Annotated in this window: 26 protein-coding genes; 14 read left to right on the top strand and 12 right to left on the bottom strand. The window is 62.5% G+C overall.

The genetic code is table 11. From position 1 onward, the window contains the following. Positions 1–145 precede the first annotated feature (145 nt). From ACR3FF_RS04785 to ACR3FF_RS04770, 4 genes are read right to left on the bottom strand one after another with little or no spacing between them, the layout of a single operon-like run. The gene (locus ACR3FF_RS04785; protein ID WP_458186514.1) at positions 146–571 is read right to left on the bottom strand and encodes an HIT family protein; all 426 of its coding nucleotides are present in this window, start codon (positions 569–571) and stop codon (positions 146–148) included. A gap of 58 nt (positions 572–629) precedes the next feature. Continuing rightward, positions 630–1,028, bottom strand: a complete 399-nt coding sequence (locus ACR3FF_RS04780; protein WP_458186512.1) for a DUF6276 family protein — start codon at positions 1,026–1,028, stop codon at positions 630–632. 55 nt (positions 1,029–1,083) lie between these two features. After that, a complete protein-coding gene (locus ACR3FF_RS04775) occupies positions 1,084–1,728 on the bottom strand; it encodes a DUF502 domain-containing protein (protein ID WP_458186510.1) in 645 nt (214 codons plus the stop codon). A gap of 50 nt (positions 1,729–1,778) precedes the next feature. Further along, positions 1,779–2,609, bottom strand: a complete 831-nt coding sequence (locus ACR3FF_RS04770) for a proline dehydrogenase family protein (RefSeq protein WP_458186509.1) — start codon at positions 2,607–2,609, stop codon at positions 1,779–1,781. 441 nt (positions 2,610–3,050) lie between these two features. On the opposite strand from ACR3FF_RS04770, the gene ACR3FF_RS04765 reads away from it, so the two are divergent. Together ACR3FF_RS04765 and ACR3FF_RS04760 are read left to right on the top strand one after the other, a co-directional pair. Continuing rightward, positions 3,051–3,407, top strand: a complete 357-nt coding sequence (locus tag ACR3FF_RS04765) for a hypothetical protein (protein ID WP_458186507.1) — start codon at positions 3,051–3,053, stop codon at positions 3,405–3,407. A gap of 91 nt (positions 3,408–3,498) precedes the next feature. Then, entirely contained in the window at positions 3,499–3,987 is a 489-nt protein-coding gene (locus ACR3FF_RS04760; protein ID WP_458186505.1) for a hypothetical protein, read from the top strand. 57 nt (positions 3,988–4,044) lie between these two features. Here ACR3FF_RS04760 and ACR3FF_RS04755 read toward each other — a convergent pair whose 3' ends face one another. Next, on the bottom strand, positions 4,045–4,593 hold the full coding sequence (locus tag ACR3FF_RS04755; protein WP_458186503.1) for a metal-dependent hydrolase: 549 nt from the start codon (positions 4,591–4,593) through the stop codon (positions 4,045–4,047). A 71-nt stretch (positions 4,594–4,664) separates the two neighbouring features. After that, entirely contained in the window at positions 4,665–4,868 is a 204-nt protein-coding gene (locus tag ACR3FF_RS04750) for a hypothetical protein (RefSeq protein ID WP_458186501.1), read from the bottom strand. Between the two features lie 119 nt (positions 4,869–4,987). Here ACR3FF_RS04750 and ACR3FF_RS04745 point away from each other — a divergent pair, with 119 nt between their 5' ends. The 6 genes from ACR3FF_RS04745 (at position 4,988) to ACR3FF_RS04720 (ending at position 11,129) form a co-directional block, all read left to right on the top strand. Next, on the top strand, positions 4,988–5,536 hold the full coding sequence (locus ACR3FF_RS04745) for a CDP-2,3-bis-(O-geranylgeranyl)-sn-glycerol synthase (protein WP_458186500.1): 549 nt from the start codon (positions 4,988–4,990) through the stop codon (positions 5,534–5,536). Between the two features lie 63 nt (positions 5,537–5,599). Next, positions 5,600–6,127, top strand: a complete 528-nt coding sequence (gene pyrE / locus ACR3FF_RS04740; protein WP_458186498.1) for an orotate phosphoribosyltransferase — start codon at positions 5,600–5,602, stop codon at positions 6,125–6,127. Positions 6,128–6,489: 362 nt separating this feature from the next. Then, positions 6,490–8,433 (top strand): threonine--tRNA ligase, encoded by a 1,944-nt coding sequence (gene thrS, locus ACR3FF_RS04735; RefSeq protein ID WP_458186496.1) that lies wholly within the window; start codon positions 6,490–6,492, stop codon positions 8,431–8,433. A 75-nt stretch (positions 8,434–8,508) separates the two neighbouring features. Beyond that, positions 8,509–9,222 (top strand): phosphoribosyltransferase family protein, encoded by a 714-nt coding sequence (locus tag ACR3FF_RS04730; RefSeq protein WP_458186495.1) that lies wholly within the window; start codon positions 8,509–8,511, stop codon positions 9,220–9,222. 91 nt (positions 9,223–9,313) lie between these two features. Further along, on the top strand, positions 9,314–10,747 hold the full coding sequence (locus ACR3FF_RS04725; RefSeq protein ID WP_458186493.1) for an NCS2 family permease: 1,434 nt from the start codon (positions 9,314–9,316) through the stop codon (positions 10,745–10,747). Between the two features lie 133 nt (positions 10,748–10,880). Further along, positions 10,881–11,129, top strand: a complete 249-nt coding sequence (locus ACR3FF_RS04720) for a glutathione S-transferase N-terminal domain-containing protein (protein ID WP_458186491.1) — start codon at positions 10,881–10,883, stop codon at positions 11,127–11,129. Here ACR3FF_RS04720 and ACR3FF_RS04715 read toward each other — a convergent pair. Beyond that, entirely contained in the window at positions 11,102–11,350 is a 249-nt protein-coding gene (locus tag ACR3FF_RS04715; protein ID WP_458186527.1) for a 2'-5' RNA ligase family protein, read from the bottom strand. The two genes, ACR3FF_RS04720 and ACR3FF_RS04715, sit on opposite strands and share 28 nt — an antisense overlap. 657 nt (positions 11,351–12,007) lie before the next feature. Between ACR3FF_RS04715 and ACR3FF_RS04710 the strand changes: the two genes are divergently transcribed. Beyond that, positions 12,008–12,187: a hypothetical protein gene (locus tag ACR3FF_RS04710; RefSeq protein WP_458186489.1), complete on the top strand. Its 180-nt coding sequence runs from the start codon at positions 12,008–12,010 to the stop codon at positions 12,185–12,187. A 9-nt stretch (positions 12,188–12,196) separates the two neighbouring features. Here ACR3FF_RS04710 and ACR3FF_RS04705 read toward each other — a convergent pair whose 3' ends face one another. Further along, the gene (locus ACR3FF_RS04705; protein WP_458186487.1) at positions 12,197–13,144 is read right to left on the bottom strand and encodes a transcriptional regulator; all 948 of its coding nucleotides are present in this window, start codon (positions 13,142–13,144) and stop codon (positions 12,197–12,199) included. Positions 13,145–13,289: 145 nt separating this feature from the next. On the opposite strand from ACR3FF_RS04705, the gene ACR3FF_RS04700 reads away from it, so the two are divergent. Then, positions 13,290–14,576 carry a TiaS agmantine-binding domain-containing protein gene (locus ACR3FF_RS04700; protein WP_458186486.1) on the top strand — a complete coding sequence of 429 codons (1,287 nt, stop codon included), beginning with the start codon at positions 13,290–13,292 and terminating at the stop codon, positions 14,574–14,576. 14 nt (positions 14,577–14,590) lie between these two features. Here ACR3FF_RS04700 and ACR3FF_RS04695 read toward each other — a convergent pair whose 3' ends face one another. Further along, positions 14,591–15,694 carry a pyridoxal-phosphate dependent enzyme gene (locus ACR3FF_RS04695; RefSeq protein WP_458186484.1) on the bottom strand — a complete coding sequence of 368 codons (1,104 nt, stop codon included), beginning with the start codon at positions 15,692–15,694 and terminating at the stop codon, positions 14,591–14,593. Further along, on the bottom strand, positions 15,694–16,650 hold the full coding sequence (locus ACR3FF_RS04690; RefSeq protein WP_458186482.1) for a succinylglutamate desuccinylase/aspartoacylase family protein: 957 nt from the start codon (positions 16,648–16,650) through the stop codon (positions 15,694–15,696). The genes ACR3FF_RS04695 and ACR3FF_RS04690 overlap by 1 nt, the downstream gene beginning before the upstream one ends. Positions 16,651–16,741: 91 nt before the next feature. Here ACR3FF_RS04690 and ACR3FF_RS04685 point away from each other — a divergent pair, with 91 nt between their 5' ends. Genes ACR3FF_RS04685 through ACR3FF_RS04675 form a run of 3 tightly spaced genes read left to right on the top strand, consistent with a single transcriptional unit; the run spans position 16,742 to position 18,762 of the window. After that, the gene (locus ACR3FF_RS04685) at positions 16,742–18,022 is read left to right on the top strand and encodes an MFS transporter (RefSeq protein WP_458186481.1); all 1,281 of its coding nucleotides are present in this window, start codon (positions 16,742–16,744) and stop codon (positions 18,020–18,022) included. Between the two features lie 36 nt (positions 18,023–18,058). Beyond that, positions 18,059–18,448 carry a RidA family protein gene (locus ACR3FF_RS04680; RefSeq protein WP_458186480.1) on the top strand — a complete coding sequence of 130 codons (390 nt, stop codon included), beginning with the start codon at positions 18,059–18,061 and terminating at the stop codon, positions 18,446–18,448. A 38-nt stretch (positions 18,449–18,486) separates the two neighbouring features. Further along, a complete protein-coding gene (locus tag ACR3FF_RS04675) occupies positions 18,487–18,762 on the top strand; it encodes a DUF7536 family protein (protein ID WP_458186478.1) in 276 nt (91 codons plus the stop codon). A gap of 1 nt (position 18,763) precedes the next feature. Here ACR3FF_RS04675 and ACR3FF_RS04670 read toward each other — a convergent pair whose 3' ends face one another. Next, on the bottom strand, positions 18,764–19,981 hold the full coding sequence (locus ACR3FF_RS04670) for a potassium channel family protein (protein WP_458186476.1): 1,218 nt from the start codon (positions 19,979–19,981) through the stop codon (positions 18,764–18,766). Between the two features lie 193 nt (positions 19,982–20,174). Here ACR3FF_RS04670 and citZ point away from each other — a divergent pair, with 193 nt between their 5' ends. Next, positions 20,175–21,314, top strand: a complete 1,140-nt coding sequence (gene citZ, locus ACR3FF_RS04665; RefSeq protein WP_458186474.1) for a citrate synthase — start codon at positions 20,175–20,177, stop codon at positions 21,312–21,314. Between the two features lie 36 nt (positions 21,315–21,350). Here the strand turns inward: citZ and ACR3FF_RS04660 are convergent, their stop codons facing one another. Then, entirely contained in the window at positions 21,351–22,019 is a 669-nt protein-coding gene (locus ACR3FF_RS04660) for an alpha/beta hydrolase (RefSeq protein ID WP_458186472.1), read from the bottom strand. Positions 22,020–22,033: the final 14 nt, after the last annotated feature.

Below are 22,033 nucleotides of genomic sequence, written 5' to 3'. Positions count from 1 at the left end.
CGACAGTGAAGGATACGCACGAAACGCACCTAAGACTGCACCGTGCAGTGAAAGTGAACAAAGACGGCGATTCATCCACGCCCTCAAGGGCATGGTATTCTCGCCTGTAATTCTATAAACCGCTGCTCAGAAAATGTCGGATAACTTACTGTGCGTCGCGGATACCGGCGGCGATGTCGTCTAGTTCGTCGTCCGAGAGGTCGGGGCGAGAGCCCGCGATGGCGTGGATAGGTCTGCCGCCGTCACCGTCGAATCGCGGGATGATGTGTCCGTGCACGTGCGGCACCTCCTGTCCCGCTTCTTCGCCGTTGTTGAACGCGACGTTGCTCGCGTCGGCGTCGACAGCCCCCTCGACGGTCGGGGTGAGGTGGTGGAGCGCCGCGAACACGTCGGCGGCGGTGTCGTCGGGAAGGTCTGCGAGCGTCTCGTGGTGGGCTTTCGGGATGACGAGGGTGTGACCGGGTGCGAGGGGGTTCGCGTCGAGGAAGGCGAACACGGTGTCGTCTTCGTAGACGGTTCGGCTGGGAATGTCGCCGGCCACGATCTGACAGAAGATGCAATCGCTGGACATACGTCACTAGTTGCGGGTCGGCGTCATCAAAGTTGAGGCTTCGAAAGAACAGCGCGGGTCATCGGTCACGCAACTGGAGCAACTGGCGACGCCGCGATTCGATGTGGAAGTTGGGTTCCAGTTCCGGGTCGTCCGCGAGCCTGTCGAGGACGAGCAGCGGGTCGGTTCCCGCCCGTTCCACCCGGTCGAACAAGGCGTCGATACGCTGGCGGTGGAGCGCGAGCGACGAGAGGAGCGCGGTGGCGAGGACCATGGCGGCAGCAGCCTCGTTGTCGTCGGGGAGTTCGTCGCTGATTCGCGTGAAATCGGTGAGTTCGGTCGCCGGGTCGTCGAGTGGGTCGAGAGAGAGACAGTGCGGACAGATGAGTACAGACGCCGGTTCCGACGGAAGATGTTCGCGGAGTTCGGGCGGCACGGCGAACGGAAGTCGCTCCTCCCCGCATTCAGGACAGTTCATACACGATTATTGCTGTTCTATCCCCAAAAACCTACCAGTTACGCGGAAGATACTATCAGGTCGGGGGTGGAGTCTCGGTTTTGTCTTCGCCTTCGTCGGTCACGTTGATGGGAATTCCACCCTTGCTGTTCTCGCCGAATCCGGCGCTCAGGACGCGTGTCAGGGCGTCCTCGACGGATTCGTCGGTTTCGGTGAACTGGTCGGGTTCGACTTCCACAACGAACCCGGTCGTGATGTTCGGCGCGGTGGGCAAAAAGAGGAGTTCGCGGCCGTCGTCGGTCGTCTTGCCGGTCTTGAACGCCGTCATCCGCATCCCGTTCCACGTCTCGATTTTGACCGGTTTCTGGAGCTTGTTGGTGTCAGAGAGCGCAGTTTCAGCGGCCATCTTGGAGGCGTTGTAGACGATGCGGAGGCCGGGCAGTTGGTTCATCATCCCGTCGATGGTGTTCTCGACGATTCCCCCCACCGTGGTTCGCATGAGATAGCCGACGCTGAGCACGAGCATCGAGAAGACAACAAGGACGATGCCGACGCGGACGAGGTCGCCGGGAATCACGCCCAAAAAGTACGTCTCCGAGATATCCCCTAAAAACGGTAAGCTAGCTATCTTGAGGAACAGCCACGCGATGATGTACGCGGTGACCAGGAGGGGGGCCAAGATGATGAGGCCGCTACCGGCGTCACGTTTCCACGAAGACATTTAGGTGTAGCATTTGTCCCCAGGAATATAAACCAGTTGCAACGTTTGCGTTATCGACCGAGCACCGCGCGGGCGGCGAACAGGAGGTTCTCTTTGCGCTCCATCACGCGGCGATAGAAGTACGACAGCCACTTGTCACCGTACGGGACGTACTGCCAGACCTCGTAGTCGCGGGCGAGTTCGTACTGGGCGTCCTCGCGCACCCCCATGAGCATCTGGATTTCGAAGTCAGTGCCGTACTCCTCGTGGAGGTCTTTGGCGTACTGTATCATCGCCGGGTCGTGGCTGCCGACCGCGACGCCGCCGTCGAACTCCTGGAACATATACGCGAGGTACTCCCGGTAGATGGCGTTGACGCGCTCTTTTTGTTTGTACGCGACTGCAGGAGGTTCGTCGTACGCACCCTTCACCAGTCGCACCTTGCCGGGGACGTCGGAGAGTCGTTCGAGGTCGTCTTTCGTCCGTTTCAGGTTCGCCTGCACGCAGACGCCGACCCCGCCTTCGTGTTCGCGGGCGAGTCGTTCGTACACGTCGAGGGTTGCGTCGGTGGTCGTGTGGTCTTCCATGTCGATCCAGACGAACGTGTCGTCCGCGGCGTCGGTAATTCGCTCCATGTTCTCGCGGAAGACGTGCGTTCCCACGTCCAACCCGACCTGCGAGGGTTTGACCGAGACGCACGCCGAGAGGTCTGACCGGTCGATGTCTTCGAGCAGTCGGACGTACGTTTCGGCGTCTTCGTCCGCCGGTTGGCGCTCATCGTAGTGCTCACCGAGGAGGTTGATGATGGCGCTGACGTTCCCCTGGTTCAACTCCTTCGCGTGTTCCAGCGCCTCTGCCGGCGTTTCACCCGCAACGAAATTGCTGGCGATCGGAGGTATCATACCTCCGGCTTTGTACCCCCGTACCTTATGATTATATATACCAGTCCGGGCCGTCGATCCGGTGTACGACTCCGAAGAAGCGCGCTTCCGGAAAAGGTCCGTTACGACGATGAACGACCGCTTCGATTTTTCTGTCAGTAACTCTCCCTCCCGCTTTCAGTTGAGGTTGCGATGGCACACGTCCGGCGCGGGACGGAGACCGGAACCCAACCCTACCGAGATGAGCGGTGCGTGAAATTCGCCCTAGCTGGTAGTTCAGTTCGGTTAATAATTCATTTCTAGTACCGACTGTGCAGATATGAACGAGTGCGATGAAGTACAAAACCTTACTTGCGAGTAATATCGTGTTCGGTCGCTGAACGGACGACGTTGGTTATACGCGTCCGCCGACTCGTCTGTACTGCATCGGACGCCAACCAAATCGCGATTCGTTGTGCAACCATGACGAAGGACACTAACTCACGAAGCGTTCGAGGGGAAACGGCAGCCCTGCAAGACGCCGGCCGTGGCGGCGAAGGGTACATGTTCAACAATCAGTTCCAGCCGGGAGCGCAGTTCGTCGTCGTCACGCCGGCCTTAGACTGGGCACCCCAAGGTGCCGGAGAGGGGCAACTAGGAACCGAGTTCAACACCCGCATCGTCCAGTACGTCGGTGCGAGCAACCAGTTCGCCTTCCTGTTCCCGTACCAGGACGCCGAGGTCCAACAGGGTCAGCGGTACACGCTCGGTGGTGATTGGGAAGACATCGAAGAGCAGGCCAACGTAAACTTCATCAACGTCACGTTCAATCCCGCGTAATCGCAGTAAACAAACTTCATTCCACAACACAATGACAAAAGACACGAACGCGCTCGGACGACTTATGGGAGAATCGTCTCGCCGATCGTTCATGAAGAAAGGAGCACTCAGCTCCGGCGGTCTCGCCATCGGGCTCTCCGGTGCGACGAACGCACAGACCACCACGCAAGGGAACGACCAGCCCGTGGGCGTGATGCTCAGCAGCCAGTTCTCGGGCGGTGCTAGGTTCACCATCGCCTCGCAAGCGCTCAACTGGGCACCGATTCGGAGCGACAATCGAGGCCGCCAGTACAACACGCGGGTTATCAGCTATCAGTACTCGCAGGGAGCGTACTCGATGCTGTTCCTCCCGGAGAACGTCGACGTTCAACAGGGCCAGACGTACCAGTTCGCCTCGCAACCAGGCAACGTCAACTTCAACCAGAACGCAGTCGACGACGACATCCTGTTCGACGATTCGAACGAACTGGGGCTCGTCGCCGTGCAGTTCAGCCCAGTTCAAGGCGGGGAGACGACGCAGGGCGGAGGGAATCAGACGCAGAGTGGTAATCAAACTACTACGCAAGACGGCGGCAGTTAGACACAGAGCGGGCCAGTGGGTCCTCGACCCGCCACTTCGTCCGAGAACGGTACTCTGTTATTGATGACGTCCCCGCTCGGGCTCCGAACGCTGTGTTTTCTGCTGATAGTTGTAAATGAGCGTATGGAGGCCGAGTCCGCTGACCAGAAGCGCGAAGTTTCGGGCCGTCGCACCGATCGACCACGCCCGTACGGAGAACTTTCGATCGAAAACCGGCCAGAACGGACTCACCGGCTCCGTCCCGGGAAGGAGGACGAGAATGTCGCCGACGACGTGACTCACGACGCCGAGAAACACCCCGGCCGTCGACCAGATGAGCATGTTCTTCGCGGTGAGCCGCGAGTATCTCGGAGCGCCCTCCCGTCGAACGTACACGGTCACAAGGCTAGCCATCAGGATGCCGACGACGAGGCCGCTGACGATTCCGAAAGAAACGGTGTGCGTTATCCCGTGGTGTTGGACGTACGGAACCTGTTTGTCCAAATCGGGGAGCGTAGCCGTCAGGAGAACGAACACCGTGAAGACGAGTCCCGCTCTGCGACCGAGATAGAACACGACGGGCGCGGTGAACAGCAACGCGAATCCGTAGTGTCCGACGGGATACATGGTACACTAGCCTCGACGCTGTAAGGTGCCGAGGTTGTTAACTATTGCCGCCGAGCGCTTCTGGAAGGAGATCACGGACGACGCAGGAGATCGAGCCTGTCGAATCCCCAGTACAGCAGTCCGATCCCTACCAGCGCACCGGCGAAGAGAACGACGAAGGGGAGTATCTTGCCCGGCAGCGGTCCGTGAAGCGGATCGAACGCTAACTGCCAGAGGCAGTAGATGGCGAGCGTCGTTCCGACGAGGACTGAGAGCGGTTCGAGTACACCAGCCACGGTTCCACCGGTGTACGAGGTCCGTACGCGTAAAGGGAGTTGGTAACCACTCGAACACGTTCGAATATCGGCCGACGAAAACCTCCGGTTCTTAAGACCCGGGGCGTTCCTGTCCCGATATGAACGCTTTCGAGGTCGTGGTCGTCGCCATCTGGGCGATGTTGCCAGCGTACGTGCCGAACAACGTCGCGGTGGTCGCGGGCGGCGGACCACCCATCGACGGCGGGAGGACGTGGAACGGCAAGCGAGTCCTCGGCGACGGGAAGACGTGGCGCGGAACCGTCGCCGGAATCACCACCGGCGCGGTGCTCGCGCTCGGATTGAACGCCGTTCGGTCGTCGGTCGAACCCACGCTCGGAGTCACGCTCCCCGACACCTTCCCGGTCGCGGTCGTCCTCGCCATGCCCGCCGGCGCGATGTTCGGCGACATCGTCGCCTCCTTCCTCAAGCGCCGGACGGGACGAGCGCGTGGCGCGTCGTTTCCGGGCGTAGACCAACTCGACTTCGTCGTGATGGCGCTCTTGCTCACGGCGCTCGCGGCCCCGGACTGGACGCTCGACACCTTCACGGTCCCCGTCCTCGCCGTCGTCGTCGTGGTGACCCCGCTTCTCCACCTGGCGACGAACGTCATCGCCTACGCGCTGGGGTTGAAAAACGAACCGTGGTGAGTGAATAGGAGGTGGTCGCGCGGAAAAACTACTTTTAAACCCGCGCCCGTCGCGTCTTCTCACATGGCGAATCAGGAACTCATCGACGCGCTGCGTGCGGCAGACGCCGTCCAGTACGGCGAATTCGAACTCTCACACGGTGGGACGAGCAGTTACTACGTTGATAAGTACCTCTTCGAGACCGACCCGCACTGCCTCGAACTCGTCGCCCAGGCGTTCGCAAAGCGACTGGACGGGACGAAACTGGCGGGCGTGGCACTCGGTGCGGTGCCCCTCGTGGCGGTCACGAGCGTCGAAACGGGCCTCCCGTACGTCATCGCGCGTAAACAGCAGAAGGAGTACGGCACGGCGAACCTCATCGAGGGGCGACTGGCGGAGGGCGAGGAAGTCGTCGTCCTGGAGGACATCGTCACGACGGGCCAGAGCGCGGTGGATGCAGTGGAAGCCCTGCGGGCGGCCGGGGCGGAGGTGAACCGAATTCTCGTCGTCGTGGACAGGGAGGAGGGTGGCCGCGAGAACCTGGCCGAGGCCGGTGTGGAGATGGAGGCGCTCCTCACCGCCTCCGACCTCCTCGACGGAGAGGAAGCGTAACGGGGAGCCGTTTTCGAAGGTCATCGTGGTCGTTTTCGGTCGAATCGAGTCCTGGAGATTCGAGCGACGGTGTCGTCCGGGGGTGAAACACGTTTCGCCCCCGTCTTTCCGCCGAAGCATCTCGGAGCTTCGCTGTCTCCAACGGTTCTCCGCCGCAGAAGGCTTTAATACCGTACCGCGGTTAGCTCTCTCCGAGCAACACGATGCTGGGTGGCTACTTTACACGTCGGGTGCTCGCCCGTTAAACTAGTCACTACCATCGTCGCTTCTCGGCCCGCGCTTGCTTCGAGAGCCGTGCGTCTCGACGTTCTGAGGGCACTGTCACGCGAACGAAGCGCGGAGAACGACTGCTCCTCTCAATCATGTCACGACAAGAATCAGAATCACGAATAGTGGTATCGCTACCGGACGGCTCCGAACGCGTCTTCGACGGACCGGTCTCGGTCCAGACCGTCGCCGACGATATCGGTCCGGGACTGGGCGATGACTGCGTCGCCGGAATCGTCGACGGTGACCTCGTCGCTCCCGAGTATCGAATCGAGTCGGACGCCGACCTGCGCGTCGTCACGCCGGATTCCGACGAGTACGTCCGCGTCCTGCGACACTCCGCGGCACACGTCCTCGCACAGGCGGTCTTGCGTCACTCCTCGGACGCGAAACTCGCCATCGGCCCGCCGACGGACGAGGGCTTCTACTACGATTTCGACCGCATCGACGTCGACCAGGAAGACCTCGCCGTACTCGAGGCCGAGATGCGCGACATCGTCGAGTCGGACTACGACGTCGTGCGCGAGGAAGTCTCGGTCGAGGAGGCCCGCGAACGACTCGCCGACCAGCCGTACAAACGCGAACTCCTCGACGACCTCGAAGAATCGGGCGAGCGGGTGACGTTCTACCGGCAGGGCGACTTTTCGGACCTCTGTGCAGGCCCGCACGTCGAATCGACGGGCGAAATCGGCGCGCTCTCACTGCTCGAAATCGCCGGCGCATACTGGCGTGGCGACGAGGACGAAGCGATGCTCACGCGAATCTACGGGACGGCGTTCGAGTGCGAATCGGAGCTAGACGCGTTTCTCGAACGTCGGGAGCAAGCAGCAAAGCGCGACCACCGGAAAATCGGCGAGGAGATGGACCTCTTTTCGATTCCCGACCACTCGCCGGGATGCGTTCACTACCACCCGAACGGGATGGTAATTCGCCTCGAACTGGAGGGGTTCGTCCGCGAGAAGAACGCCGAACTCGGCTACCGGGAGGTAAAGACGCCGGAACTCAACAAGGCGGACCTCTGGAAGCGGTCGGGTCACTACGAACACTTCAAAGAGGAGGGCGAGATGTTCGCGTGGGAGCAAAACGACGAGGAGTACGGACTGAAGCCGATGAACTGTGCGAACCACGCTGCCATCTACGACCACGGCAGCCACTCCTACCGCGACCTGCCGATTCGGTTCTCGGAGTTCGGCACGTGCTACCGGAACGAACAGTCCGGCGAACTCTCCGGTCTGTTACGGGTGCGCGGGTTCACGCAGGACGACGGCCACGCGTTCGTCCGTCCCGACCAGATTCGCGCCGAAATCGCTCGCACGCTGGCGATTATCCACGAGATGTACGCGGCCTTCGACCTCGACGTTCTCCTCGAACTGGAGACGAAACCGGACGACGCTATCGGCGACGACGCACTCTGGGAACAGGCCCACGAGGCGCTCCGAGGAGCGCTGGCAGACGAAGCACTGGATTACGAAATCGCACCGGGAGAGGGTGCGTTCTACGGACCGAAGGTCGCCATCAACGCGAACGACGCCATCGGGCGCGAGTGGACGATCGGCACGGTGCAGGTAGACTTCGTGCAACCGGAACGACTCGGCATCAGCTACGTCGGTGCGGACAGCGAGGAACACCGCCCCGTGATGATTCATCGCGCACTCCTCGGGTCGATAGAGCGGTTCATCGGCGTCTGTGTCGAACACTTCGCCGGAGACTTCCCACTCTGGCTCGCACCCGAGCAGGTGCGCATCCTGCCCATCACGGACGACGACGCGGGCTACGCCGAGGAAGTGGCCGACGACCTCGGGGAGTTCCGGGTCGACGTAGACGACCGCGACTGGACGCTCGGAAAGAAGATTCGCGCAGGTCACGACGACCGCGTTCCGTACATGGTCGTCGTCGGAAGCGACGAAGTCGAATCGAGGACCATCTCCGTCCGCGACCGGGACGAACGCCAACGGGGTGGCGTCGAACGCGACGCGTTCGAGGACCACCTCGAACGAGAGTACGAAGAGAAGCGCCTCGCCCCCGACTTTCTCGACTGACCTACACGGTCGTGTCTAAACGGCCGCTATCTTTCATCGAAGTGTTCAAGGTTGCACGATGGTGATGATAGGGGTATGAACCGAGCAGAGAAGGCCAATCTGCAGTTGCAGGCCGTCTCCGTCCTTCGGATGCTGAAGGAGACGCGCACGTACGACGAACTCGCCGAGGTGACCGACCTGCCTGCAGGTGACCTGAATCGCTACGTGAACGGACACGTCCTGCCGAGCACCGACCGCGCGGCGGCGGTCGTAGACGGCGTCGGTCGAGAGGAACTCGCGGCGGAACTGCAAGCCCGCACTCGTCTCGACCCCGAGGGGTACGTGGACAACTCGGACGTCGTCTTCGACCAGTCGTTTCTCGACCTCGTCGCACCCGTCGCCGCCGAGACGTTCGAGTTTGACCACCCCGACGTGGTGTTGACCGCCGCGACCGACGGCATCACCCTCGCCGCGGCGATGGCGAGTTACTTCGGCGCTCGGTGTGCCTACGCGAAGAAGTCGAAAGAGACTGCCGTCGAGGAGTTCATCGAGGCTCGCCAGCGACTCGCCTCCGGCATCGAACTCACCTACTACCTCCCCGCTTCGGCCATCGCACCCGGCGAAACCGTCCTGGTCGTGGACGACCTCATCCGCTCCGGCGAGACGCAAGAACTGCTGCTCGATATCGCCGAGGATGCGGACGCCGACGTGGGCGGCGTCTTTGCCCTCATCGCGGCAGGGACGGAAGGCATCGAACGCGCGAAAGGGCTGACCGACGCACCCGTCGGCGCACTGGCGTCGTTCGAGTGACGAGCCACCGATATGCAAATTTGTGTACAATATGGTCGAGTTAGACGAAAATACTTAAATAGACACCAACAAGCATGCTCAAACGTGCATCATGGGCGCGCTAGGTGAGTTCTTCGATTTCGACGAGTACGATACCGACCTCAGAACAGAGGTCATCGCGGGAATCACGACGTTCCTGACGATGTCCTACATCGTGGTGGTCAACCCGGCCATCATGACGATGTTTCCCGGGGAGGACGGCAAGCCGGGAATCGCCATCGACGGCTACACGCCGGGCGAGGTACAGCAGATGCTCGCCGTCGTCACCATCCTGTCGGCGGCGGTCGCCATCTTCGTGATGGCCTTCTACGCGAAACGGCCGTTCGCGCAAGCTCCGGGCCTCGGTCTGAACGCCTTCTTCGCGTTCACGGTCATCGGAACGCTCGGTATCCCGTGGCAGACCGCCCTCGCAGCGGTCGTCACGGAGGGTATCATTTTCATCATTCTGACCGCTATCGGTGCGCGAAAGTACATCATCTACCTGTTTCCCGAACCCGTCAAGTTCGCCGTCGGGACGGGAATCGGCCTCTTCCTCGCCATCATCGGTTTAGAGGAAATGCGGATTGTCGTCGACGACCCGGCGACGCTCGTCACCCTCGGAAACGTCGCCCAAGATCCGATCGCCATCCTCTCGGTCGTCGGCCTGTTCGTCACGTTCGCACTCTATGCCCGTGGGATGACCGGTTCCATCATCGTCGGCGTCCTGCTGACCACGATTCTGGGCGGCGTCGTCACGTTCGCAGGGATGGTCGACCCGGGCGTCGTCGCACCCGCATTCGTCGAGAACGGCGGGTTCGACTTCACGAAGATGACACAGGCGCAGTACGACATCACGCCGCTCTTCGGCGCGTTCGTGGACGGGTTCAGCAACGTAGACGCCTTCGCGTTCTCGCTCATCGTCTTCACGTTTTTCTTCGTGGACTTCTTCGACACCGCAGGGACGCTGACCGGTGTCGGCCAGGTCGCCGGCTTCCTCGACGACGACGGTAACCTGCCCGAAGTCAACAAACCCCTGATGGCCGACGCAGTCGGCACGACGGTCGGTGGCATCCTCGGCACGTCAACGGTGACGACCTACATCGAATCCGCGACAGGTGTCGAGGAAGGCGGCCGAACCGGGATGACCGCGCTCGTGGTCGGTCTCCTCTTTCTCGCGTCGCTGGCCATCGTCCCCCTCGCGGCGGCGATTCCCCTCTACGCCTCCCACATCGCGCTGGTGGTCGTCGCCATCATCATGCTCGGAAACGTCACCGACATCCAGTGGGACGACATCACTCACACGATTCCGGCAGGGATGACCATTATCATCATGCCCCTGACATTCTCCATCGCCTACGGTATCGCGGCGGGCATCGTCAGCTATCCCATCGTGAAGTCGGCCACAGGCGAGTGGCGAGACGTGCGCCCGGGGCAGTGGGTTCTCGCGTTCGCGTTCGTCGTCTACTTCGTCGTCAGAACGGGTGGATTCCTCACGGCGAACGTCTGAACCACCGTTTGCGTTCTCCGCTACTCGGTCGGTTTTCTCACTACCGGAAATCGGAGCGCTTTCCGTCGTTCGAAAATCCAGTCGGTTTTCTCACCAGCATCACACTCTTATTCCGGACCTTCCTATTCGGGGTGTGTCGAACCTGAAACTGTACGAAGTCGAAGGGTGCCCGTTCTGTATCAAGGTCAGAGAGAAGTTGAACGAACTCGAACTCGACTACGAATCGGTTCTCGTCCCTCGTTCCCACGCGAACCGAACCGAGGTGAAGAAGCTAAGTGGACAGACCGGTGTCCCCGTCCTGGTGGACGACGAACACGGTATCGAGGGGATGGCCGAGAGCAACGATATCGTGAACTATCTCGAACGAACGTATGGGCAGTAAAACGGCACCGGTGCCGTTCCCAGATCCCCAACTGCCTCTACGACATCAGAGTGGAGCGCTGTGAGTTGGGGGAATTTAGCGACCGGGAGCCAGACATGGTTTCCAGGGAAGATGCCAATACCGTCCGTGTGGACGGAGAACGGAGCGTGTTCTTCCGCAGCCTCCTCGACGGCGACTTCGACAATTGCAATATCGACCTCATCGTTCAGGGCGTACAGGATAAAATGCGGGAACGGGTTGAGATACCGGTCGATACTGAATTCATCTACTAACTCATCCCAGACCGATTCGACGGTGCTGAAATACGGGTCGGGAAGCGTGGGTAATGATGGTAGTCACGATTCAAAATAATCAATTCCCTATAATAAATTACCCTTTTAGCTGAATTGCAGGCGGGTAAGCCCCTTTCTCAAGGAGCAACCGAAGGGAGCGAGTAGGGAGGGGATACAGCCGCCGTCTTTGGTAACTTTCACTGGACGGCATAGCCTTACTACCACAGCGGACGAACGGGGTAGTAAAACGCTTACACCAATGTGTCCGTTGTTCAAACGCGACAAAAAGCGTGCATCGGACGTGGTAGTCGAGTATCCATTCGGTAGGAGTGGGACACTCCGAACCACCCTGTCAAGGGAAATCGCCTGTGGAGTCTGGAACCGCTGTGGGGACGTTCCCTGCAAGTTCTGACACAGAAACAGGAAGCTCCCACCTCAACAAGTGAGGGCTGGGTAAGCCCGAACGCGGTAGGTGGGAGTAGTTCACTTCGAGAAAGCATTCGTACACCTACCCGACGGGCGTTTCCGTGACGAGAGTGTCGAACGACTAGGTTTTGAACGGAGTCGGTCAACCGATTTACGTTCGTTCCGCACGTACCGACGAGCGTGACGACTCGACGACGACTACTCGGCTCAGTGGGATTGTTCGTCAGTGGCTTCGCCGGCTGTGCGCGGCCCGGCGGTGGCGGAGACGGTGAAGGCGGGGAGGGTGGCGAAGGCGGCGAAGGTGGAGAAGGCGGGGAGGGTGGAGAAGGAGGCGAAGGCGGTGAAGGCGGAGGGGGCTGAACCGACGACCTACGCTTCTGCTCGTTCCCGAATCAGTTTCCGGAGTTCGTTGGCGTCGTCGATTCCTTCGACTTCCTCACGCTCGACCAGTGCGGTTCCTTCGACCGTCTCGCGCCGCGCGGAGTCAACGAAGTAGACCGAGCGGGTGCGTGCGACGCGGCTGATAGAACTCATGATTTTTGCGCGTTTTTCTGCCGTGGGGTTGAACGTCGAGTGACTCGTCAGGACGCGGTCTTCGTGGTCGTCCTCACTCACCGACTTGAACGGTGCACGAGTGGTCGGATGGACCGTGAACCCGACGCGAGTGAGCACGGTGAACATGTGCTGGTCGTCCGGTTCGGCGTCTGGTTCGTCGACCGCTTCGTCCTCGGTGACCTCGTCGGCGCTGCCGAACACTTCCACCGGACTCGTCAGTTCGCGGTCGAACAGGTCTTCGAGTTCGATAGCGACGTCCACGCTGGCGTTCATACCGTCTTCGTACTTCGAGACCGTACGGCGAGAGACGCCGAGTTCGTTGGCCAATTGGCCGAGGCTCCAGCCGCGTTCCTGGCGCTCGTCCTGCAAGATGTCACCGTCGATGTTGACGTACAAACCGCCGGGCGCGGCGTACACCAGCGGTGGCACCCCTTCGAGGAAGAGGTCCAGCGCCGTGTCGGGATTGAAAACCGGCACGCCGTGGCGGAAGTACACCACACCGGGTTCGAGGTCCTGGTTTCTCGAGCGCAGACCGATGACCATCGGCGTCGCATCGAGGAACGTTCCGAGTCGCCGCATCTCGACGCCCGTCTTGCCGTCGAATGCGTCGATGTTTCCGAGAATCTTCAACAACAGGAGATCCGGTCCGCGCCGCGCTGCTACGTCGAAACTCTTCGGTCGGATGGCACACCGGTCACTCACCACGAATCCCGCGTCCTCCAGCATCGAGATTACGTTGCCGACCAGTGCAGACCTGGACATGGTGTGAGGTAAGTGATTCTGATATAAATACGTTTTGCCAAGTCGGCACGCCGCAGTCTTGCGATTGCGGCGTTTGTCGGCGATAGATTCATATACTACAACTCGGCTCCGAAAGCCGTTAATCTCCACGCGACAATCCCCGGACGTGACGGTCATCGGCCTCGACGACACTGACTCCCGCGAACGCGGGATGTGTACGACCTACCTCGCAGCGCGCGTCGCAGAGCACGTGCGGGAGGCGGGTGGCGACGTAGAGCGACTGCTCCTCGTCCGGTTGAATCCCGCAGTGAAACACAAGACGCGGGGGAACGCCGCACTCGCGGTTCACACCGACATCGACCCGCGACGTGCGTTCGAACTCGCCCGCGACGAACTCGACGCCGCCGCCGAGACCGACGACCCGAAGACGAACCCCGGCCTCGTCGTCGCACCGCACGCTCCCGACGCCGCTCCCGACGAGGTGGCCGGGTTCGCTCGGACAGCAGTTCGGGAACTCCTCTCCCGCGAGGACGCCGCGCGACGAATCGAATCGGCCGGCTATCGCCACGCCGGTTGGAAGAACGGTCGGGGAAAGATCGGCGCACTGGCGGCGGTGGGAAGTTGGACGGCGTTCTCGGAGTGGACCTACGAACACATCTCCTACCGCGAATCGGAGCGGTGGGGAACCCCGCGCGAGGTCGACATCGACTCGCTGTTCGCGGCCGCAGACGACGCCTACCCCCTCGCGTGGGACACGGTCGACCGCGGAAGCGGCGAGGCGGTCTGTGTCCCCCACACGCCCTGTCCCATCCTCCACGGGATTCGCGGCGACGACCCGGACGCAGTCCGGCGCGTCGCCGACCGCATCGACGGCGAACCGGTCGCCCGAAGCGCGCTGTTCATCACCAATCAGGGAACCGACGCCCACTTCCGGGATGCCGACCTCGGCACGGTCGGGAGCCTCGGAACGGTGGAAGACGGTCGCGCCTACCGAGTCACGGGAACCGTGACGTCGAAACCTGACACCCGCCGGGGTGGCCACGTCTTTTTCACCGTGACTGACGGAGAGACTGAACTGCGCTGTGCCGCCTTCGAACCGACGAAACGGTTCCGCGACCACGTCAGGAATCTCCGACCCGGCGACCGGATCGCGGCGTGTGGCGAGGTCGCACAGGGCACTCTGAAGCTGGAGAAGTTCGCGGTCCGCGACCTCGATACGACCGAACTCGTCACCCCGAACTGTCCGGACTGCGGGCGCTCGATGAAGAGTGCGGGGGCAAGACAGGGCTATCGCTGCCGAGATTGCGGGACGCAAACAGCGGGAAAAGTCGAGCGGAACGTCGAGCGAGAGCTGGAAGTGGGGTGGTACGAGGTCCCTCCGGAAGCGCGTCGCCACATCGCAAAACCCCTCGTTCGCGGTGGGTTCGACGCGCCGACGCACCCCGAGCGGTGATATTCCGCGACCGACTACGATTTCAGCCCGTGGCCGGTGAGGGGAACGACCACGTCGGCATCGTCGTCGAGGACACCGCGCTCGCGGTACGCCGACAGACCCGCGACTGCCACGGCGCTCGTCGGTTCGACGTAGAATCCCGTCCGGTGGAGTCGGTCTAGCGCGTCCCGAGTCGCTTCCGAATCCAGTGCGATTGCATCGCCCCCGGTCGAATCGATTGCATCGAGAATCTGGCCGCCGCGGGCAGGGTGGGTTATCTGGATGCCATCGGCCACGTCGTTTCTGTCCGCTTCGGTGTCACCCTCGTCGGAAGCGTGCAGTTCGACCGCGATGGGTGCGACGCCCATGGCCTGTACGCCGAGCAGTCGAGGCATTCGGTCCGTCCACCCCGCGTCGCACAGGGCGCGGAAGCCGCGGTACGCGCCGAGGAAGAGCGTGCCGTGGCCGAGGGGACAGACGACCGCGTCCGGCACCGACCAGTCGCGCTGGGCGGCCAGTTCCAGCGCGAAGGTCATCGTCCCGGCGAAGAAGGCCGGATTCCACGCGTGGCTGGCGTACCAGCCCTCGCCCGCTTCGACCGCCTCGATGCAGGTGTCGGTCACGTCCTGTCTGCTCCCCTCGACGCGAACCGGGGTCGCACCGGCGCGCTCGATGGCCCGGAGTTTCGACGCCTTCGCGTCCGCCGGGGCGTAGATTTTCGCGTCGATACCCGCCCGTGCCGCGTACTGGGCGATGGCCGCACCCGCGTTGCCCGAGGAGTCTTCGAGCACCGTCTCGACGCCGAGTTCGGCGGCCCGCGAGAGCGTCGCGGTCGCACCGCGGTCTTTGAAACTCCCCGACGGGAAGACACAGTCGAGTTTGAACTGGGCGTCCCAGTCGTCCGCGTCGACCAGCGGGGTGAATCCCTCCCCGAGGGTGACGACCTGGCGGACGGGGAGAAACTCGGAGACGGCCCAGAGCCCCTCTCGGGTGTCGATTTCTGTGAACGCCGGGGCAGGTGAGTCGGGAAGCGGTCGCTCGGCGAAGTCGAGTGGATGGCCGCACTCGCACCGCCACGGTTCGCCTGGCCCGGCGGGGTACTCGCGCCCGCAGGCCGAACAGGAGAGGTCGGAGGACATCAGTACTGGTCTACGTCGGTTCCGACCGAGCAGACGTACTCACCCGTTGCGACCTGTGGCAACCGGCGGGAGCGCCAGAAGATGCCAGCTTTGTCGGCGGTGACTTCGGCTTTGCGTTTGCCGAACACGTCGGTCACCTCGAAGAGGACGTCACCGGGTTTCACCCGGTCACCGAGTTCCTTCCGGAAGGTGACGACACCGCCGTTCGGTGCGCCGTACCGGTCGAATCCGGTAGCCCGCGTCTGGGGGTCGAGTGTGACGTCGCCGTCCAGGAAGCCGTAGTAGTGCAGGACGTTGAACACGCCCTCGACGCCGTACCGGATGCTCTCTTCGTCCCAGCCGACACAGCCACCGAGTTCCGGGTCGACCGTCGGAATCCCTTCGTCGGGGGCGGCACGGGCGAGCTGGCCGTCCGGCCCTTTCTGGTCTAAAACGTGCCCACAGCCGAACACCTTGGCGAGTTCGAGACACTGGTCGTGGAGGCGGTGGCGCGGGCCACAGCGCACCCGCACTTCGTTCAGCATTCGACTCGTCGAACCCTGATGGAGGTCGAGGACGAGGTCGGCCCGCGAGGCGATTTCGAAGGTGGCCGCCGCCGTTCGCTCGCTCGACGTGCCCGACTCGTTGCCGGGATACGCGCGATTCATCTTCGTGTCGTCGATGGGGTTGCGATGTTCTGCGACCTGAAATGCGTGGTAGTTGACGAGACCGACGACGAGGATGGTCCCCGATATCTTCTCGGGTGCGAGCTGTGGGACGACGCGCTTGACGACGCCGAGACCGTTGAGTTCGTCGCCGTCGCTCACGGCCTGAATGTACAGCGTCTTTCCCTCTCTCGCACCGTTTATCACGGCGACGGGGAGGCCGAACTGGCTCCCATCGCGGGTCTCTCCCACCGGGAGACGACCCGTATCGACTTCCCCGGGGGCCGCGCTCGCCGTTCCGAGCGTTGTCATTACCGATACACCGTTGCCGAACCCCCTTAGCAGTTCGGAATTCGGGTTCGCGTCCGGTGGAACTATGCGGAATCAATAGAATCACTCAGTTGTGGCGACCGAAGACGAATCGGTAGACGGACTTTCGCCGTTCCGACAGTTCCTCGCACTGGAACGTGACGTTCTCGTCCTATCGCTCGCGATGTTCGCGTTCAGCCTCGGCTTCCAGATGACGAGTCGGTACATGGGTCGGTATCTCTCCTTGCTCGGCGCGACCAGCGTCCTCATCGGCCTGTACGGCAGTTTCGGCAACCTCATCGGCGCAGTCTACCCCTATCCCGGCGGCGCACTCTCGGACCGAATCGGGTCGCGCACCGCGCTCACGCTGTTCGGTCTCTGTTCGACGGTCGGCTTTCTCTTCTGGGTCGGCGCACCCGCGCTTCCGGCGCTCCCGGCGTGGGCGTGGATATTCGTCGGCCTTCTGTTGGTGCAGGCGTGGAAGTCGTTCGGGCTGGGCGCAACCTTCGCCATCGTCAAACAGAGCGTTCCACCGTCGAAACTCGCGGCCGGGTTCGCCAGTACGGAGACGTTCCGCCGAACCGCGTTTCTCGTCGGGCCACTGATAGCCGCGAGTCTCATCGCGGCCTACGAGTTCGAGCTCGGCTTCCGGTACGTGCTCGTCGTTGCCGCCGGCTTCGCCCTGCTTGCGACCGTCGCACAGCACGCTCTCTACGACGCGGACGGCGATTCGTTCGGCAAATCGTTCGAAGGAGTCGGGCAGGTGCTTTTCGACCTTCGGAGGATGCCCACCACGCTTCGACCGTTACTCGTCGGCGACACGATGGTTCGGTTCGCCAACGGGATGGTCCACGTCTTCGTTGTCCTCGCGGTCACGGAGTACCTGCGAGTGGACGCGACGCTCCCCGTCGTCGGCTATCTCGGACCGGACGCATTCTTCGGCGTCCTGCTCGCCATCGAGATGGCGGTCGCCCTGCTCACGATGCTCCCCGTCTCGAAACTGGCCGAACGAATCGGACTGAAACCCGTCGTGGCCACGGGATTCGTCGTCTACGCGACGTTTCCCGCCCTGCTCGTCAACGCCCCCGACGATGCGCTCGTCGTCGCCGCACTTTTCGCCGTCTCTGGTCTTCGGTTCGCCGGCCTCCCCGCCCACAAGGCGCTCATCGTCGGCCCCGCCGAGGAGAACGCGGGCGGGCGCGTCGTCGGCTCGTACTACCTCGTCCGGAACGCCATCACCATCCCGAGCGCCGCGCTCGGTGGGTGGCTCTACGGCCTCGAACCCACGCTGGCGTTCGGACTCGCCACCGTGGTCGGTCTGGTGGGAACCGGGTATTTCGTCGTCTTCGGACGGGAACTGGAGGCCTACGCCTGACGGCAGCCTTTTCGTCGCCCACGTCGTGTCTCGACCGTGAACCGAGAGACCGTCTCCAGTGGAACCGAATGGGAATCGCGCGTCGGCTACTCACGGGCCGTGCGCGTCGGCAACGAAGTGCGGGTCTCCGGAACGACGGCGACCGACGAAGACGGGGCCGTCGTCGGTGAGGGAGACCCCTACGCACAGGCGAGACGAACGTTCGAAAACATCGAATCCGCCCTGACGGAGGCGGGTGCAAGCCTCGAGGACGTCGTCCGAACCCGGATGTACGTGACGGACATCGAGAACTGGGAATCCGTCGGTGAGGCCCACGCCGAGTTCTTCGGCGACGTGCGACCGGCCACGAGTATGGTCGAGGTGAGCAACCTCGTCGTCCCCGAGATGCTGGTCGAGGTTGAAGCCGACGCCATCGTCACCGACTGACCGACGCACCTTTTATCCGAGCGCGCCAACCGTCGCCCGTGCAAGAGGACATTCCCGAACGCCCGGCGACGGCGAACCTCATCAGGGCGTTGCACGTCCGTCGGAACGCGATGGTCGGCTTCGCGCTGAGCCTCCTGTTCACCGCGGTCGTGTACGTCTATCGTGTCGTACTCGTCGGTGAGGTTCCCGGACAGGCCGGGACGCCCGTCTACTACCTCGCACTCGGATTCGTGTTGATGCTCACGCTCGGCGCGCTCCTGACCGCGGTGTTGACGCTCCTCTCGGCGCGACGACTCGCGCGCGACGTCGACTAAGCTAAGAATCGTACGGTTCCGGTTCCTCGACGCCGGCCAGTTCTTCGAGACGTTCTGCTCCGGACCGCGTTCCCTTCGCCAGCAGCACGTCACCGGCGTTGATGTCGGTCGCCGGACCAGGCGAAATGACCCAGTGGTCCGGCGGTCTGCGAACCGCGATGACCCGCATCCCAGTCTCGGTCTCCACCCGTTCTTCACCGAGCGTCGTACCGTCGAAGTCGCTTCCCTCGACGATGGTGACGCGAACGATGATTTCGTCACTCTCCTGGACTGCGTGCTCAACGACCGGGTGCGTGCCGAGACCGTGGAGCACCCCTTCGCTGATTTCGACGGCGGCGTCGCTGATGACCTCCGTGCTGTTCGCGAGGTGGACGAGGCCACGCAGCGAGACGGGGTCTTCTGCGTGACTCGCGGCCTGAAGCACCCACGCTTCGAACCGCGACTGCAGTGCGTCCACTTCGGCTTCGAGTTCCACCACTTCCTCTGCGACGTCGGCACTGTCGAAGAGAACGCTCCCGTATGCCAGGTCGACCGCCAGTTCGCTCATGTTCTTCATCAGCACGATAGAATCGACGGCGCGTTCGAGGTCGGTGTCGCCCGCCTCGGGCGGTTCCGGTGGCTCGTACTGCTCGCCGGTGGCTCGCTCGAAGACGTTCGCGATACCTTCGTCCGGGCCGCGCAGTAGAAGTCGGTCGTCCACTCGGAGGACGGTGTCCTTGTCGGGGTTGAGAATCCAGTCTCCGCCGCGGTGGATGGCGATGACGCGAACGCCCGTCTCGGTTTCGAGGTTCAGGGCACCGAGCGTCTGGTCGGCGAGCGGTGATACGTTGCCGACCGACGCACGGACGAGCGTTTCGATGGCCTCTGGAAGCGTGGCGCGCATCGCGTGGGGGAGGCCGATGTCCTCCAGTACGACCTTGGCGATGTCGCCCGCAGCGTCGCTTATCTTCTCCGCCGCACCGACGACGCCGAGGACGGGCGCGAGTTCTTCCGCGTCCTCCGGGCTTCTGGCGGCCATGAGCAGGCTCATCCGGGCCTGTAGTTCGAGCACGTCCATCTTCCCTTCGAGCGCGAGCACCTCCGTCGCGATGTCGTCGCTTCCGTGGAATACGGCGGAAAAAGAGAGGTCGATGAGCAGTTCCGCGGTGTCTTTCATCTCCGCTAAGACCTCCTTGACGCTCCGCGGTTCGTACTCCACCTCGCCACTCGCGGGTTCCATACGCCGAAGTTGGTCGTTCTCCCGTAAAAACGTTCGTAGGTGTGGGCCATCCACCGCGGAGAAGGTGTCTCCTTTTCCCAGGATTCGAATGCGACGATGGTCGTCGACGAGGAGAGAGACCACGTCGAGTCAGTCCCGGCAGAACAAATACGAAAGATAATCCTTTTCGGGGTCGCCCGTGAACATTCGTGGTATGTCAGACGAGGTCAAACGAGGTTTAGAAGGTGTGGTAGTCGCTGAGTCCGAACTGAGTCACATCGACGGTGACGCGGGCAAACTCGTCTACCGAGGATACACCATCGAAGACCTCGCGCGCGGGGCGAGTTACGAGGAGGTGCTCTATCTACTCTGGCACGGTGAGCTTCCGAATCGTGACGAACTCACTTCGTTCAGCGAGGCGATGGCAGACGAACGCGAAGTGGACGACGGCGTCATGGACACCGTGCGCGAGCTCGCCGAATCGGACTCGAACCCGATGGGGGCGCTCCGCACCGCCGTCTCGATGCTGGCGACCTACGACCCGGACGACTCCGAAACGGACCCCGACGACCGGGGGGCCAATCTGCGAAAGGGACGGCGTATCACCGCGAAGATTCCGACCATCCTCGCGGCGTTCGCGCGCATCCGAGACGGAAACGACCCGGTCGAACCCCGTACCGACCTCGGACACGCCGCGAACTTCCTCTACATGCTCAACGACGAGGAACCGGACGACGTGCTCGCCGAGGTATTCGACCAGGCGCTCGTCTTGCACGCCGACCACGGCCTGAACGCGTCGACGTTCTCGGCGATGGTCACGGCGAGTACGCTCTCGGACCTCCACAGCGCCATCACGAGTGCGATCGGAACGCTGGCTGGCCCCCTCCACGGCGGCGCGAACGCGAACGTGATGAAGATGCTCAAAGAGATAGACGACAGCGACCAGGAGCCCAAAGCGTGGGTCGACGACGCCCTCGACCGCGGCGACCGCATCATGGGCTTCGGTCACCGCGTCTACAACGTGAAAGACCCCCGTGCGAAAATCCTCGGCGAGCAGAGCGAGGACCTCGGCGAGGCCGCAGGCGACACCAAGTGGTACGAGATGAGCGTCGCCATCGAGGAGTACATGGCCGAACAGAAGGGGCTGGCACCGAACGTGGACTTCTACTCCGCCTCCACCTACTACCAGATGGGCATTCCCATCGACATCTACACACCAATCTTCGCACTCTCGCGCGTCGGCGGCTGGGTGGCCCACGTGCTAGAGCAGTACGACGACAACCGCCTCATCCGCCCACGTGCGAAGTACGTCGGGAACGAGGACCTGGAGTTCGTGCCGGTCGAAGAGCGATAACGGAAATCGGTCCGCCGAGCTATTTTCGAAAAGCGGTCAGTCGAGACGGTCTGCCAGCATCTCTCCCACGTGGTCGATCTCCGCCTGGACGACGCCGTGCCCCATCCCCTCGAATATCCGTTCTGTCACGTCTCCGTCGAGGTCACGGAGTACGTCCCGCGTCTCGTGGACGCGTTCGACCGGGATGTGGGGGTCGCTGTCGCTACAGCCGAGATAGACCGGCGTTCCGTCGAGCGACCCGTCGTAGTCGCGGGGCGTTCCATCCGGGCCGATGAGACCGCCGCTGAATCCGACGACACCGCCGTACCGCCGGGCGTTTCGGGCGACGAACTCCGTCGTCAGACACGTCCCCTGCGAGAAGCCGAGCAGGAACACGCGGTCGAGAGCGATTCCCATCCGTTCGAGGTCTGCTACGACCGTCCCGAGCAGCGCCAAGGCCGACGAGAGATGCGGTTCGTTCGACTCCGTCGGCGCGAGAAAGGACTGGGGATACCACGTGTTGCCGGTCGCCTGGGGTGCGACGTATGCCACGCTCGGACGCTGGAACTCGTTCGCCAGTTCCAAGATGCTTTCTGCCGTCGCGCCGCGACCGTGCGTGAGCACCATCGCCGCGTCGGCGTCGTCGGTCGATGCGCCCGCAGTTGCGACCGGTTGTCCGGCGTGTGGCCCCTCGATTTCGTCCGTGCTGAATGTGGAGTCGGGCATCTGTCTCGAATAGG

This window comes from Haladaptatus ordinarius, assembly GCF_054177595.1.
Note: the sequence above shows the minus strand (reverse complement) of the source record. Positions and strands in the feature narration are given on the sequence as shown.